This window comes from Flavobacterium sp. ACN2 (genome assembly GCF_002303885.1).
Taxonomy (GTDB): domain Bacteria; phylum Bacteroidota; class Bacteroidia; order Flavobacteriales; family Flavobacteriaceae; genus Flavobacterium.
In genome coordinates, this window is record NZ_MRCM01000015.1 from 87,887 (window position 1) to 103,139 (window position 15,253).

General features: G+C 34.1%; 12 protein-coding genes. 2 read left to right on the forward strand and 10 right to left on the reverse strand.

From position 1 onward, the window contains the following. Positions 1–135: 135 nt before the first annotated feature. The 7 genes from BSF41_RS17385 to rhaT all read right to left on the reverse strand — a co-directional run bounded on the left by BSF41_RS17385 (position 136) and on the right by rhaT (position 9,569). A complete protein-coding gene (locus BSF41_RS17385) occupies positions 136–723 on the reverse strand; it encodes an LUD domain-containing protein (protein WP_095930768.1) in 588 nt (195 codons plus the stop codon). Continuing rightward, entirely contained in the window at positions 716–2,116 is a 1,401-nt protein-coding gene (locus BSF41_RS17390) for a lactate utilization protein B (RefSeq protein WP_095930769.1), read from the reverse strand. The genes BSF41_RS17385 and BSF41_RS17390 overlap by 8 nt, the downstream gene beginning before the upstream one ends. 173 nt (positions 2,117–2,289) lie before the next feature. After that, positions 2,290–3,030 (reverse strand): (Fe-S)-binding protein, encoded by a 741-nt coding sequence (locus tag BSF41_RS17395; RefSeq protein WP_095930770.1) that lies wholly within the window; start codon positions 3,028–3,030, stop codon positions 2,290–2,292. Between the two features lie 96 nt (positions 3,031–3,126). After that, entirely contained in the window at positions 3,127–4,488 is a 1,362-nt protein-coding gene (locus BSF41_RS17400) for an FGGY-family carbohydrate kinase (protein WP_095930771.1), read from the reverse strand. 66 nt (positions 4,489–4,554) lie between these two features. Continuing rightward, positions 4,555–5,829 (reverse strand): TIM barrel protein, encoded by a 1,275-nt coding sequence (locus BSF41_RS17405; protein ID WP_095930772.1) that lies wholly within the window; start codon positions 5,827–5,829, stop codon positions 4,555–4,557. Positions 5,830–6,348: 519 nt separating this feature from the next. Then, the gene (locus tag BSF41_RS17410) at positions 6,349–8,493 is read right to left on the reverse strand and encodes a bifunctional aldolase/short-chain dehydrogenase (RefSeq protein WP_095930773.1); all 2,145 of its coding nucleotides are present in this window, start codon (positions 8,491–8,493) and stop codon (positions 6,349–6,351) included. A 26-nt stretch (positions 8,494–8,519) separates the two neighbouring features. Continuing rightward, on the reverse strand, positions 8,520–9,569 hold the full coding sequence (gene rhaT, locus BSF41_RS17415) for an L-rhamnose/proton symporter RhaT (protein WP_095930774.1): 1,050 nt from the start codon (positions 9,567–9,569) through the stop codon (positions 8,520–8,522). A gap of 389 nt (positions 9,570–9,958) precedes the next feature. On the opposite strand from rhaT, the gene BSF41_RS17420 reads away from it, so the two are divergent. Further along, the gene (locus BSF41_RS17420) at positions 9,959–10,999 is read left to right on the forward strand and encodes a GntR family transcriptional regulator (protein WP_095930828.1); all 1,041 of its coding nucleotides are present in this window, start codon (positions 9,959–9,961) and stop codon (positions 10,997–10,999) included. 84 nt (positions 11,000–11,083) lie between these two features. Here BSF41_RS17420 and BSF41_RS17425 read toward each other — a convergent pair whose 3' ends face one another. Continuing rightward, a complete protein-coding gene (locus BSF41_RS17425; protein WP_095930775.1) occupies positions 11,084–12,262 on the reverse strand; it encodes a serine hydrolase in 1,179 nt (392 codons plus the stop codon). Positions 12,263–12,484: 222 nt separating this feature from the next. Between BSF41_RS17425 and BSF41_RS17430 the strand changes: the two genes are divergently transcribed. After that, positions 12,485–13,240 (forward strand): response regulator transcription factor, encoded by a 756-nt coding sequence (locus tag BSF41_RS17430; protein ID WP_095930776.1) that lies wholly within the window; start codon positions 12,485–12,487, stop codon positions 13,238–13,240. A gap of 203 nt (positions 13,241–13,443) precedes the next feature. Here the strand turns inward: BSF41_RS17430 and BSF41_RS17435 are convergent, their stop codons facing one another. Together BSF41_RS17435 and BSF41_RS17440 are read right to left on the reverse strand one after the other, a co-directional pair. Further along, complete coding sequence (locus BSF41_RS17435) at positions 13,444–13,620, reverse strand: histone H1 (RefSeq protein ID WP_008467640.1); 177 nt, start codon at positions 13,618–13,620, stop codon at positions 13,444–13,446. 307 nt (positions 13,621–13,927) lie between these two features. Next, on the reverse strand, positions 13,928–15,250 hold the full coding sequence (locus tag BSF41_RS17440) for a glycoside hydrolase family 28 protein (RefSeq protein ID WP_095930777.1): 1,323 nt from the start codon (positions 15,248–15,250) through the stop codon (positions 13,928–13,930). Between the last annotated feature and the right edge of the window lie 3 nt (positions 15,251–15,253).

Below are 15,253 nucleotides of genomic sequence, written 5' to 3' on the forward strand. Positions count from 1 at the left end.
TAAAAATAATAAAAAAAACGTACCAAGCTGATTTTTTTTTATTTCTCGTATGATCAATCACTTATAAATGAAAATAAAAAATGCAGAAAAGTTACCCTTTCTGCATTCACTATTTTATATTTTTTATTTGTTTTCTTAATCCAATAAAAATACAATCAACCCTCTTGCTCCATGTGCACCAAGAACCAAAGATTGCTCAATATCGGCTGTTTTTGACGGACCTGCGATGAAAGTTCCAAAACCGTATTCCATGTTTCCAATTCTCTGATAGGCTTGCTGCATTGTTGGCATAAGATCTTTTTTATGAACGATAATCGCTAAATACTGCGCAATAAAAGGTGCAACACGCTGTCCTAAAATAGCATCCGTTACCCAAAGTCCGCTGTTTTCTGCTACTCCAAAATGTGCTTTTACAACCGTTAATTCCACATCTTGAAGCGAATGCGGATCAACTGTTTTCCAATCTAAAGAAGCAATCTCAGAAAGTTCTGGAAGCGTTGTAATTAATCGTTTCTCCAGATTGTAATTCGATTTAATGTAATTGATAATTTCATTATAATCAGCAACTTCTACAGGATCGCCTCCAATTCCTTTTAAAACTGTTTTGTAGGTTTCTAATACATCAAATTGTTCGGAACCTAAAAGATTTAGATCAGGCAGTTCTGCAACCTCATTAGGCTGATTTAGTTTTATTCTTTTTAAAATTTCGCCTTTACTACTCATTCTTTTTATTTTTAGATTCTTTCGAATTTTTCTTGTACCATTCTCTAAAAGATTCTTCTGGAACATCTGGCATTTCGCGCTGATCGTACCATTTATTCATTTTATTATTGACCATTCCTGGAACGTTCTTCATTACAAATCTTCCCGATTTTCCAGCAATATTAAAAACCGTTGGATTCGCCAGTACAGTCGCCATCGTTTTCATTGCAACCGTTTTGGCAGTTGGCGTATGCCCTTCTTTCACCAAAACCTGACGCCATTTGTACAATTGATCGTGAATATCAATTTTTACGGGACAAACGTTGGTACAAGAACCGCAAAGTGTACTTGCAAAAGGCAGATCGGCATTTTTGCTCATGTCTAAGTTTGGTGCCAAAATAGAACCAATTGGTCCTGCAACCGCATTATGATAACTATGTCCTCCGCTTCGTCTGTAAACAGGACAAGTGTTCATACATGCTCCGCAACGAATACATTTTAGCGAATTTCTAAAATCTTCTCTTCCTAATTGTGTGCTTCTTCCGTTGTCTACAATTACGATATGCATTTCTTTTCCGTCTCTTGGCTTCTTGAAATGACTTGAAAAAGTTGTAATAGGCTGGCCCGTTGCGCTTCTTGCCAATAATCTCAAGAAAACGCCTAAATGTTCTCTTTTCGGAATCAGTTTTTCGAATCCCATACAAGCGATATGAACGTCTGCCAAATGCGCACCCATATCGGCATTCCCTTCATTCGTACAAACCACAAATTCCCCTGTTTCGGCAACCGCAAAATTGACTCCGGTTAAAGCTACTTTTCTAGTCAAGAAAGTATTTCTCAAACTATGACGAGCAGATTCTGTCAAATACTGCGGATTAAAATTTCCTTTTTCGGTGCCCAAATGTTCGTGGAAAGTTTCGCTTACGTCTTCCTTTTTTAAGTGAATGGCCGGAAGTACAATATGACTCGGTGGTTCTTTTCGAAGCTGCACGATATATTCACCTAAATCAGAATCGATTACTTCAATTCCTTTTTCGGCTAAATAATCATTTAAATGGCATTCTTCTGTAAGCATCGATTTGGATTTCACCATTTGCTTTACATCATGTTTAGCCATGATCGAATGCACAATTTCGTTGTGTTCTTTGGCATCGGCTGCCCAGTGCACAATTATTCCGTTTCGTTGAGCATTAGCTTCAAATTCAACTAAATAATCATGAATATTAGAAAGCACATTAAATTTGATTTGAGAAGCGGTTTCACGCAACAGTTCCCAGTCCTCAATTTGATGTGCTGATTTATCTCTTTTAGCACGCACAAACCATAGCGTTTCATCATGCCAATTGACACGCTCTACGTCTTTATTAAATTTTGCTGCGGCTTCGCTGTGCGGTATTGTTTTTTCTGATGACATTTTTAATGATTTAAAAGTCAATTTTGAAATGTTTATAATGAATTATTTAACCGCAAAGTTCGCAAGGTTTTACACAATCCCGATAGCTATCGGGAGCAAAGCTAATTTTTAATCTTAGCGTGCTTTCTGGTTTTTCTTTGTGCACTTTGCGGTTAAATACTCAACATCTATTTTTAGTTTTCAAGTGAATTTAATATTTCAGCAATGTGAATGGTTTTGATTCTGCTTTTTTGCCTTTTTAAAATTCCATCCAAATGCATTAAGCAAGACATATCTCCACCTGTAATATAATCCACATCATGACTTTCGTGATCTTTAATACGATCTTGCCCCATTTTTACAGAAACCGCTTCTTCGGTAACGCAGAACGTTCCTCCAAAACCACAGCATTCATCTTTTCTCGTTAAAGCAACCAAATCAAGACCTTCAATATTGTGTAATAGTTGTTCTGGTTTCGAGAAAAATGGCGCATTTAATTCAGACATTTGCGAAAGCTTTAATCCGCGCTGACCGTGACAGCTCACGTGCATTCCCACTTTAAAAGGAAATCTACCGTCAATGTGGTCAATTTTTAAAACGTCGGTTATAAACTCAGTAAGTTCGTAAACCGTATTTCGAATTGCTATTGCCTTCTCTTCTTGTTTTTCGTCATGCAAATGGTCTTTTACATGCAAAACACAACTTCCAGAAGGACAAACTATGTAATCAAATCCAGAAAAATTGGCAATAAAATTGGCGTCGCATCCTTTTGTTAAATGCGCATAACCGCTATTAGCCATTGGCTGTCCGCAGCAAGTTTGCCCCATCGGAAATTCGACGTCACAACCTAATTTTTGTAGTAATTCGTAGGTTGCGATTCCTACTTTAGGATAAAATTGGTCGACATAACAAGGTATAAAAAGTCCAATTTTCATGTTGTAGTATTTAGTGTGTTGTTCATTTTGGCGTGTACTGTAAAAATGTAAAAAATACGTTTCTCAGCAAATTTACAACATACAGATCGTTTTTACCTAATGTTTATAGAATTTCAAGTCAATTAAATCGTTCTGAATTGGTTTCGGATTCCAATTATCATGAATCGCCAATGCAGCACCCAAAGCACTCGCCTGCGCCATCGATGCGGCGTAGACTTCAATATCTGGAAAAGCTTCTGCCAATAAATTCATATAAATTGAATTTTTACTGAAACCTCCATCCACAAAAATCTTTTTTACAGGACTGTTATGAATTACCAAATTGGTAGAAAAAACTTGCTGTTCTACCAAATCCAGCATTAATTGGTGATAGGCTGTTTCGTAATTTTTATAATGCGAAAGATCTCTATTTTGAAAAGGGCACTCTTTCAGTATATCAAAATTATATTTTTTAGGATAAAAAATTTGATAATTAAGCGCACGTAGATTGGCTACAATTTTCTTGTCAAAATAAACTTCTTTGTAGGTATCAACTGGAACATTAAAATGCTGCGCCAAACGTTTGGTTTGCACTTCGTGTTCGTTTCCTGCAAATAAACGAGCCGCTTTTACGGGTTTCTCTGTGTACTGCATATAACACAGACAATCGTTTTGCGATTCGTCAAACGTTAAAGGTTTATTATTGAATGGATTTAAAGAAATACTCCAAGTTCCTGTAGACAACAACACAAAAGGTTCTGTAAAATTGATTGTATACGGAATAATGGCCGATGAACTATCGTGAAGACCAACTCCAATTGCCAGATTATCGCGAGTCATAATAACATCTTTTCCAAAATGAATTGGTGGTATTTTATCTGAAATCCCCTCTTCTTTCAGCCATTTATGATATTTCATTTTTTTGAAATTCCACAAATTGGTATGACAGCCAATGCTTGTAATATCAGCATATGCTTCATTCGTTAAAAGAAAACTTAAAAACTGTGGCAAGTGCAAGCAGTATTTTACATTTTCAAAAATTTCGGGTTTTTCTTCTTTCAATCGGTAAATCTGCATTCCCGAATTTAAACTACCCAAAACTGGAGAAGCTGTTTTTATAGCAAACTTCTTCTCTCCTTTATATTTTTCATAGAAATTAGATTTTAAATCCTCTGGATAATCTTTTAGATAATTATACAGAGGAGTTAAAACTTTTCCGTTTTCGTCTACATAAACAAAACTGGCGCCGTAAGTGCTAAAATTGATGGCTTTTAAAACATAATCTTTAAGCTCTTTTATTTCAGATAATCGATCTAAAATCCAATTTTTAAGTACTTCGATATCTTCACACGGAAATCCATCTTCGTCTGTGGTTTCCTCTAGATTAACCGATTTCTCCCAGACAATTTTATAATTTTCGTTAAATAAAAAAACCTTTTTGTTTGTTTTACCAATATCAAAAATCGCAACTACATTCATTCTTTTTAATTGTAAATTGTTAATTATCAATTGTCAATTTATAATTTAACAATTAATAATTGATAATTATAATCCCGTTGCCATTGTTTTTAAACCTCTTTCTTCGATAAGGTTTTGTCTTACTTGAATCGAACGGTATAATGCTACAGGATTTAAAGCCGCTCCAGAACGAAGACGAGCTTCGGCAACTAATGCGCGAACATCTGTACGGAAAGCATTTTGAAGAATTTCTTGTGCTTTTACCACATCATTTTCTTCTTGTGCTTGTTCCAATGCTTTTCTATCTACAGAGAGTGCCTGAGCATAAGCAATCATAATTGCCTCAACAGATTGCAATAAATCTTCTAATGGATCTTTGATATTATGAGAAGCATCGATCATCCAACCTAAATCTTTGGCGTGATTCATTCCTCTTGCATCCATCCCTTCAACCAATTCATTAAAAATCAAGAATAATTGATATGGTTTTAATGCTCCAGCCGTTAAATCGTCATCACCGTATTTTGAATCATTAAAGTGGAAACCTCCTAATTTGTTTTCCATCAATAATAAAGAAACAATCTGCTCAATATTAGCGTTTGGAAGATGGTGCCCTAAATCGACTAAAGTCTGCGCTTTGTCGCCTAACTTTTTAACATACGAATAAGACTGCCCCCAATCTGCTACAGTCGTAGAATAAAAGTTAGGCTCAGCACATTTGTATTCTAAAAATAATTTCCAGTTTGAAGGCAATGCATCGTAGATTTCCTCTAAACTTTCTAAAGTATTTTGATATGCTTTTCTGAAGTTTAACTGCCCAGGGAAGTTAGAACCGTCAGCTAGCCAAATAGTTAAAGACTCAGAACCTAATTCGATTCCGTGTTTAATAACTTCAATATTATGAGCAATTGCTTGTTTGCGAACCGCTTTGTTTACATTTTGTAAAGAACCGTATTTATAAGTGTGCTCAGAGCTTGCTTGATCTTGAAAAGTATTCGAGTTCATAGCATCGAATTTTAACCCATGCTGATTTGCAAGTGTTCTGATTGCTTTATAATCAGTCGGGATATCCCACGGAATATGAAGTGAAATGGCTCCTGAAGCATTGTTTAATTTGTGAAGCAAACCAACATCTTCAATTTTTTCTTCTAAAGAACGAGGTTCTCCTCCTCCAGCGAAACGTCCAAATCTTGTTCCTCCTGTTCCTAAAGCCCAAGATGGAATTGCAATTTGAAAATCGATTAATTTTTGAATAATCGCTTCTGTATCATTAATTTCTGAAGCTGTAAAAACTAATTTATTCTGGTGTTTTTTGATTAAATCTTCGTTATGAGATTCGATGTGGTTTGATCCGATTAACATAGTTATTGATATTTTAATAGAGTCTACAAGATATAACTTTTATATTTCTAGTATATTTTTTTAACAACATAATCCCGAAATTTTTGACGCTGATTTTACGGATTCGCTATCGCGAAGACGCTGATTGACGCAGATTTTATTTTCTGGTTTCACGCAGATTTAAAAAGGATTTTAGCAGATAACGCAAATCTTTTTTTAATCATCTAAAAATTAAAATCTGTTAGATCTGCTTAAATCTATATAAATCTGCGTGAAATAAAAAAATTCGTCTTTTTCCGCGTCTTCGCGATAGCAAATCTGTGTCATCCGCGTACTATAATTTCCATGTGCTTACTATTTTTCAACTTAAAAATTTTATAGCAACTAAACTCTGGTTTTACTTCACTTTTTTGTTACGTTTTCTTTTGTAAAGCAAATTGTTATAGTCTAAAAAAATCTAACGTTCGAAAGAATTCGAACGCTAGACCACAAAAAACCACTTTTGCTTAAACAAACTTATATAAAAAACCTAAACAATCTTTATCTATAAAAGCCCATGGCTACGCCACCGTCTACGTTTAATGCGTTTCCTGTAGATTTACCAAGTAAACCTCCAACAAAAGCATAACAAGCGTTAGCAATATCATCTGGCAATATGATTTCATTTAATAGCGTACGTTTTGCATAGTAAGCCGGAAGTTCTTCAACTGTAACTCCGTATGCTTTTGCACGACCTTCTGCCCATCCGCCAGACCAAATATTAGAGTCTGAAATTACGGCATCAGGATTTACTGTATTGACACGAATTTTATCAGCTCCAAGTTCTGCAGCCATTAAACGTGTTAAGTGCGCTTGCGCTGCTTTAGCCGATCCATAACCAGGATTATTCGGACCAGCAACAACAGCGTTTTTAGAAACGATATTTACAATATCTCCTCCAAAACCTTGCTTGCGCATTACTTCGATTCCTGCTTTAGAAACAATAAATTGTCCTTTTACCAAGATATCATATAATCTATCCCACTCTTCAAGAGTATGTTCTGCAATAGATTTAGAAATACTGATTCCAGCATTATTCACTACAATGTCAACGCCTCCAAAAGCTAAACAAGCTTCGTCTAATGCTTTTTCTGTGCTTACTTCGTCTGTAACATTCAATAAAGTGCTAGAAACGGCATCTTTACCAAAAGCTTTAATAAATTCATCAGATGCGCCTTGCAAACGCTCTTCATTAATATCATTAATTACGACACAAGCACCTTCTTGAGCGAATTTTTTAGCGATAGCTTTACCAATTCCGCCCGCAGAACCTGTGATTAAAGCTACTCTTCCAGACAATGCTTTTGGTTTTGGCATACGCTGCAATTTTGCTTCTTCTAGCAACCAATATTCAATATCAAAAGCTTCTTGGTGCGGTAAAGAAGTATATTCTGAAACTGCTTCAGCGCCTTTCATTACGTTTACTGCATTGATATAATATTCAGATGCCAAACGCGCCATTGTTTTATCTTTAGCAAAAGTGAACATTCCAACTCCAGGATATAAAATCACAACTGGATTTGGGTCACGCATTGCTGGCGAGTTTGATTTTTTACATGCATTGTAATAGTCTTTGTACATGGCACGGTAAGCCTCAAATGCAGGAGCTAGTTTGGCTTTTACAGCAGCAACATCAGATAAATCTTCATTTGGATCTAATTCTAAAACCAATGGACTGATTTTAGTTCTCAAAAAGTGATCTGGACAAGATGTTCCTAATGGTGCTAATTTTGAAAGATCATTAGAATTAATGAATTCCAAAACTCTTGCATCGTCTGTATAATGACCAATCATTTGACGCTCTGACGAACAGAAACCTCTTAAGATTGGCGCTACTTTTGCTGCTTTTAATTTACGGTCTTCTTCTGGAAGACTTTCTATTTTTTTACCTCCAAAAACTGGACGTTTCTTTCCGTAATTATCTTCTAAGTAAGAAGCACATTTCTCGATTACTTCCAGCGTATTGATATAACTATCAAACGCAGTATCTCCCCAAGTAAATAAACCATGAGAACCTAACATGATTCCGCGTAGTTTTTTACCGTTTTTTTCTGCTTCTTCCAAACAAGCTCTCAACTGAAGACCAAGATCAAATCCTGGACGCTGCCAGCCTACCCAGCCAATTTCTCCGTTAAATAATTCTTCTGTGATTTTCTTTCCATCTTTAGCAGCAGCGATAGCAATTGCCGCATCTGGATGTAAATGATCGATATGTTTGAACGGAAGAAAACCATGTAAAGGCGTATCAATAGAAGGTGCTTTAGATGCTAAATCAAAAATACAGTGGTTGAACAATTCTACCATTTCATCTTCAAACTCAATACCTCTGTAAACATTTTCAAGGTTACGAAGTCTGTCCAAATACAAAGCTGCACAACCAGATTTTGTCAACGTTCCAATATCACCGCCAGAACCTTTAATCCACATTACTTCAGAAGATTCTCCCGTAAGAGGATCTTTGTCTGTAATTTTCACAGAAGTGTTTCCACCGCCGTAGTTGGTCAATCTTAAATCAGCCCCTAACAAGTTAGAACGATAAATAAAAAGCGCTACTTCATCACCTGCTAATGCGGCTGCCTTAGCTTCATCCCAAAGGTAGCTTACATGCTTAAAATTCATATTATTAATTGTGTTTGTATTCGACATATAGTATTTTAAATTATTTCTTGTATTTATAATGAGTTACCAATTCCTACCAAAACTATTGCAAGCATAATAAGTCCGATTCCCCAGAAAAAAGTTCTTAAAGTTTTTCTAGAAACTCCCTTCCATTCTTTCAAATAAAATCCCCAAAAGTTTGCTGTTAAAATGATGGTTGCCATATGCAGAATCCACGAACTGGCACCATTTCCAAGTTTGCTTTCTCCCATTCCGTAAAAGAAAAACTGTAAAAACCACATGGTTCCAGCAAGAGCAGAAAACAAGACATTTTTAGTTATTGGAGTAGATTTATCGGTGTAATTTTTAATTGATTTGTTTTTAAAATTTAAATAAAGACACCAGATAAAATTGGACGTTAACCCTCCCCAAAGCAAAACAACATAAGTCACGTTGTTTTGAAATAACGGATTTGCACCATTTACTACAGCATGTTCTGCCATAGATTTTCCAGCTTCGATTCCGTAATTAAAGAAGGAACTTAAAATTCCTGAAATCACGGCTACAATCAAACCTTTTACTAAGTTGAAATCTTTGTCTTTATCTTCGTGACCTGTTGCAAAATCTTTCTCTTTCAGCATTCCTGCTTTTCCAGAAATGGCAATTCCGATTAGATATACAACCACACCCAATAAAACGATCTGACCGCCAGTATTAGTAAGCATGTGAGAAAACGAAATCTTACCCTCTGTTGGAACAATATCATAATAAATGGATGGCACTAAAGCTCCAAATGCAGAGCAGAATCCTAACGTAATTGAATTTCCTAAAGACATTCCTAAATAACGAACGCCTAAACCGTATGTTAAACCGCCAATTCCCCAAATTAAACCCATTGTAAAAGTGAAGGTTTTTATGGATGGAGAAGCTGCTGCAATAATTTCTGTAAAATTTGGAATCGTTAAGTACGCTGCAATTGGCGGCACGATCAGCCAAGAGAAAAATCCTCCTACAAGCCAATAGCTTTCCCAAGCCCAGTCTTTTACTTTTTTAAAAGGCATATAAAAACTACCTGAAGAAAATCCTCCGATAGAATGAAAAATGATTCCTAATAATGATTCCATTTAATAATTTTTAGTTTTTGGTTTGTTAGATAGTGATTTGGTTTTGTAAAATAAGAGAATGTCAAAAACAAAACTGTCCTGTACTATCCTTTACGTATTTCATATTTTTTGTTAAAACTAAAGATTATTAGAAATAACGACTTGTAATTATTGGGTAAATAAATTTAAAATGGCTATTTTAGCAATCGATTTCGTAATTATTGATTCTGCATTAAGGTCAAAATTTAGAAATCATAAAAAAAAGATTACAAGCCTTGACGAATTCTCTTTTTTATGACAAAAATGATTCTGTGAATTAGATTCTTTTTGAAAGAAGAGATTTTTAAAAAAATTATTTAGAATTAAAATGAGTTTCGCTAAAATGCGAAATAAATTTCCTCACAATGAACATGATTAAACTTATTAAAATAGACGAAGACTCTCGAGTTCCCAAATACAAACAAATTGTTGACTCTATTCTTCAGAACATCGCCAACGGAAATTTAAAAATCAATCAAAAAATTCCTTCTATAAATAGTTTCAGCGAAGAATTCTATATGTCTCGCGATACTGTTGAGAAAGCCTATAATATTTTAAAAGAGCGAAAAATCATTTCTTCCATTAGAGGGAAAGGCTATTACATTACTCGAACAAAATTGGAATCTAAGGTCAATATTTTATTTCTGACTAATAAATTGAGTTCGTATAAAATGAAAACCTACAGCTCATTTATTGACACTTTAGGCGCAAATGCACATGTTGATCTACAGATTTATCACTGTGATGAGACTTTATTCTTAAATATTTTAGATAAGTTTGAAGGTGCTTACGATTATTATGTTATTACAACGCACTTTAAAACAGATGAATTAAAACATTTGAGCTTTACTGATGATGTTGTAAGTGCAATTAAAAAAATCCCACAAGAAAAACTCGTAGTTTTAGATAATATAAAATTAGGAACAGGTAACGATGTCATTAAGATTTACCAGGATTTTGAAAATGACATTTATAATGCCTTAAAAGAAGGTCTTTCTAAAATATCAAAATACAAGCGTTTAATTCTAGTATATCCTGATAAAGCGGTTTATCCTTATCCGAGAAGAATTTTGCACGGATTTAGAAAATTCTGTGTGGAACACGAAATCAATTTTGAAATTCTGAGTGAAGTTTACGATGATATGATTCTTAAAAAAGGAGATTTATTTATCACTATTGAAGAATCTGATCTGGTAAATTTAGTGAAACAGATTCGCGATGAAGAGTTTGTTTTAGGAAAAGATATTGGGATCATTTCATACAACGATACTCCTTTAAAAGATTTGCTTGGCATTACTGTAATGTCAACCGATTTTAATGTTATGGGAGAAACCGCTGCGAGAATGATTTTGAACAAAGAAAAAGGTCAGGTAAAAGTACCTTTTAATTTTATCGATAGAAATTCTATCTAAGGTTCTAAGATGCTAAGATGCTAAGATTCTAAGGTGCTAAGTTTTTACTTCCTTAGCACCTTAGAATCTTAGAACCTCCGCACCTCATTTTTTATCATATGGAATGTATTGATCCCATTCCCATGGTGTATAGGAGTCTTTTATTCCTGTTTCCAGTAAATACTTAATTATTTTTCCTGTTGGATAACTGTTCGACATGATGACCATTGCAGTTCCTTTGTCTTGAAAAACAATTCCGTAGTGTTGGAAACCTGAACCTTGCCCTTCTTTAAAAGCGCCATAACCATAAGGACTTTTTACTAATCCCCAGCCTAGACCGTATGAAAGCTCTGTTTTGTCATTCCAGTTTCCATCTTCTAATGCTCCTGGTCCAAACTGATTTTTAGAACGAATGCGAATCTGCGGACTAAACATTTCTTTGTATGATTTAGCATTCAATATTTTTTTATTCAAAATTGCCGTTATAAACTTGCTATAATCTTCTATCGTAGTTTCTAGCGTTCCTGCTCCTCTCGGTGCATTGTCTTTGTCTTTTTCCTGAATCTTTCCATCATTATCATATCCGAAAGCATAATCTTTTTCAAATTTTTCTTGCCATTTATAACTTGAATTTGACATTCCCAGAGGTTTGAATATTCTTTGCTGAGCCATTTCTTCTAAGGTTTTTCCAGTAATTTTTTCCAAAACGACCTGAAGATACGTAAGCCCTTCACCCGAATAACTGTATCTAGTTCCTGGCTCAAACTTAACTTTGAGCTTTTCATCAGATTCAAACCAACGCCAGTTCGGCAAGCCAGAAGTATGATCGAGACACATTCTAGCAGTTATTTTTTTATATTCTGGATATGATTTTAATTCTGTAAAATCTTCGTGCCATACTTTAAAATCATATTCATAAATTGGTTTCGGAAGATAATCCTGAAGTGGTTTGTCTAAGGTTATGACTCCTTCTTCTGCTAGTTTCATAACCAAAACAGCAAAAACCGCTTTGCTCAAAGAAGCTCCATAAAGATTGGTCTGCAGCTCTAACTTCTTTTTGGTTTCGACATTACTAAAGCCAAAAGTCTTCATGTAAACAGGTTTTTTGGCATTAAACACGGCTATAGCCAATCCTTTCACATCGGCTTTGCTCATCAGGTTTTCAATAGTGGCGGTCAAACTATCGGTTGAAATTGTAGTTCGGTCAAGCCTTTTTATGGTGGAATTTTGTGCTTGAACAGCAATTATACTTATAAAAAAAATGATTAAAAGAAGATTTTTCATGATTTTGATTTATTAAGCATTAATTAATCAACTCACTCAACTTTCACACAAAGCCTTTTGAGCAATATGTTTACCTCAAACAACTTGATAATAAGTCAAGTAAAATGATTAAGAATTTTATAATTATTTTAAAACCCATTTTTTATTATATTTCAGTCCATATAATCATACAAATATATTCGGCAGAAAAGCATAAGACAATACTTATAAATAACCATTTTTATGAAAAACATAAAAGATGATTTGAGCAAACAGCTTTTGGAGCAAAAAAACTCAGGAAACTTAAATAATAAAAAGGTTTTAAAAACGTGTCAGGAAATGGCACAGAATTTTGCTGATTTAGAAAATGGCATTGCCGTTTTAAGCGATTTATACAACAATAAAAGTTACATCTATTCGGGCAAAATTGCTCAAGAACTTGAAATTTTCAAAGAAGATCAAGTGCAAGAAATTGAGAGTATTTGGGAAGAAGAGCTTTTTGGCAAATTAAACTCAGATGATGTACTGCAAAAATATCTTTTAGAACTTCATTTTTTTCAGTTCATAAAAACGATTCCGACTGAGGAACGAAGAAACTTTTGTGTAATCAGTAAATTAAGAATGAATGATGAAACCGCAGGGAAATCTTTATTACACAAGATGTTCTATTTTTCGAATCAGTACGAAGATGTAGAATTGGCACTTTGCTTTTATAATTTTGATTTTTCTCTTGCCCTTCACTATGAAGGTGCAATAATAAATACCGCAACTGGAAATATTGTAAAACAGAATGTGAAAGAAAATGAATTCTTTCTTTCTGCACGAGAAAAAGAGATTCTTAAAATGCTTCAGGCAGGAAAACAAAGTAAAGAGATTGCAACTCTCCTATTTATCAGCATCAATACCGTAAGCCGTCATCGACAAAATATTTTAGAAAAAATGAAAGTTAATAATACCGTTGAAGCATGCTCGATTGCGACGAAGCTAAAGTGGATATGAGTTTTTTCTAAGATACTAAGATGCTAAGGTTCTAAGATTCTAAGTTTTTTTTTTAGACGTTAAGAGAAATTCTTAATTCTTAATTCTTAATTCTTAATTCTTAATTCTTAATTCTTTATTCTTTATTCTTTATTCTTTATTCTTACCTCCCAACAACTTTAACCCATAAAAAAACCTCGTCGACTGACGAGGTTTTAGTTGTATTATTTTTTTGATTCTTCGATAGAAACTTTTCTAAACTCTTTTAAAAGTTTTTCAATTTCTAAAGTTGATTTACGTGCTCTTGGTCCAGCAGCTTTAATTCCTTTTTCAGTCAAAGATTCAGCTTCAGCTTTGAATGTTTCAATTTCGGCGTTGATTTTTACTAATAAATCTTTCATGCTTATATATTGTTAAATTAAGCCACAAAAATAAAAGTTTGTGTGATAGTTACAACAATTTTGCTGTTAAATTTAATGCAGTTTTTCATTCATTTCCTTTACAATAAATTGACTTCTGTTCTTTATTAAAAACCAGCAAATACAATATATTAGCAATCAACCACTTACTTTAAAAGTGTTTTTATAACAACTGTTTTAATACGCTCCAGAAAGTATCAAATTAAAACTAGTTTCATCCAAAAAGATGGCTTATACCTCTTCTATTTGTTAATTTTTGAGCGGAAAAATTCCTCAAAAAAGGAAAATTTTACTCAATAAGAGTCTTGTTTAAGTAAACATTCTTTAAAACAAGTCCGTCTATAATGCTTTTATCCATCTTAGTTTTTACAGACTCTATATTTAGATTTTCAAATTTAAAATTACTCAATCTCACATTGGGATCTTTTTCCACACCATAAAAATTAGTGCACTTAAGATTGATATTTTTTAAAGTAATCTGATCGCCATAAGATAACGGAATATTTTGACGGTTTTTCAAATCATAAAACTGTCGCCAAGCAAAAATAGCAAGTCCAGTTTCTGCTTCGCCTTGAATGTTTTCGACTAAAATATATTCGTATCGCTGTGGCGTGTCTGGTCTCATTTTTAGCCACAACATTCTAGAAGCACCTTTTATTTGGCTATTTCTAAAAATTACATTTCGATTATGAATCGCTTCACTTCCATTGGTTAAAGCCGAATGGCAAAATCCAAATGTACAATCCTCAATTATGATGTTTTTATTAGGGCCGTTATTTGGATCTTTATCTGCGTAAGGTCCTTTCCCTCCTTTCAAGGCAATGGCGTCATCATTTACAGACATATAGCAGTTTTTTATCAAAACATTTTCGCAGACATCAAGATCAATGGCATCGGTACTTGGCGCTTTAATTTCAATATGTGGCGAAAAGATGTAAAGATTCAGCAGTTTTACATTATTACATTTATAAAAGTGATTCGTCCAAAAACCTGAATTAATCAATTTTACATCCTGAAACTGAACATTTTTTGAATTCCATACAAAAATTAATCTTGACCTAGAGACTTCAAGATTCGTGCAATCAGGATTCTCACCACGTTTTTTCCAGAAAGCTTCCCAAAACTTTTTTCCATTTCCGTTTATTGTTCCTTCTCCCGAAATAGAAAAATGATCTACCCCATAAGCATTCACCAAGGCGGGAAAATAATCCAGATTTTGTCCTTCCATTCTTGAAGCCATAATTGGATAATCAATAATATTATCTGAGCCTTTTAAAACTGCTCCTTTGGCTAAATATAAAGCTGTTTTAGGTTTAAAGAATAAAGCGCCACTCAAAAAAACACCTTTCGGTACTACAATTACACCGCCACCATTTGCCGATGCAAGGTCAATTATTGCCTGAATGGCTTGCGTTTGGATTATTGTGCTGTCTTTTTTAGCTCCAAAATCTGTTATACGATATTGCTTTCCTAAATCCTTTAATTGCAATTTCTGATCATTTTTAAACCAGCTGCTGATGGGAGTGCCATCAGGAAAAACATCAGTTACCTGCTGCGAGAAAGAAAAATTCAATCCGCTTATAAAAGCTAAAACAATAAAAAACTCTCTCATTTG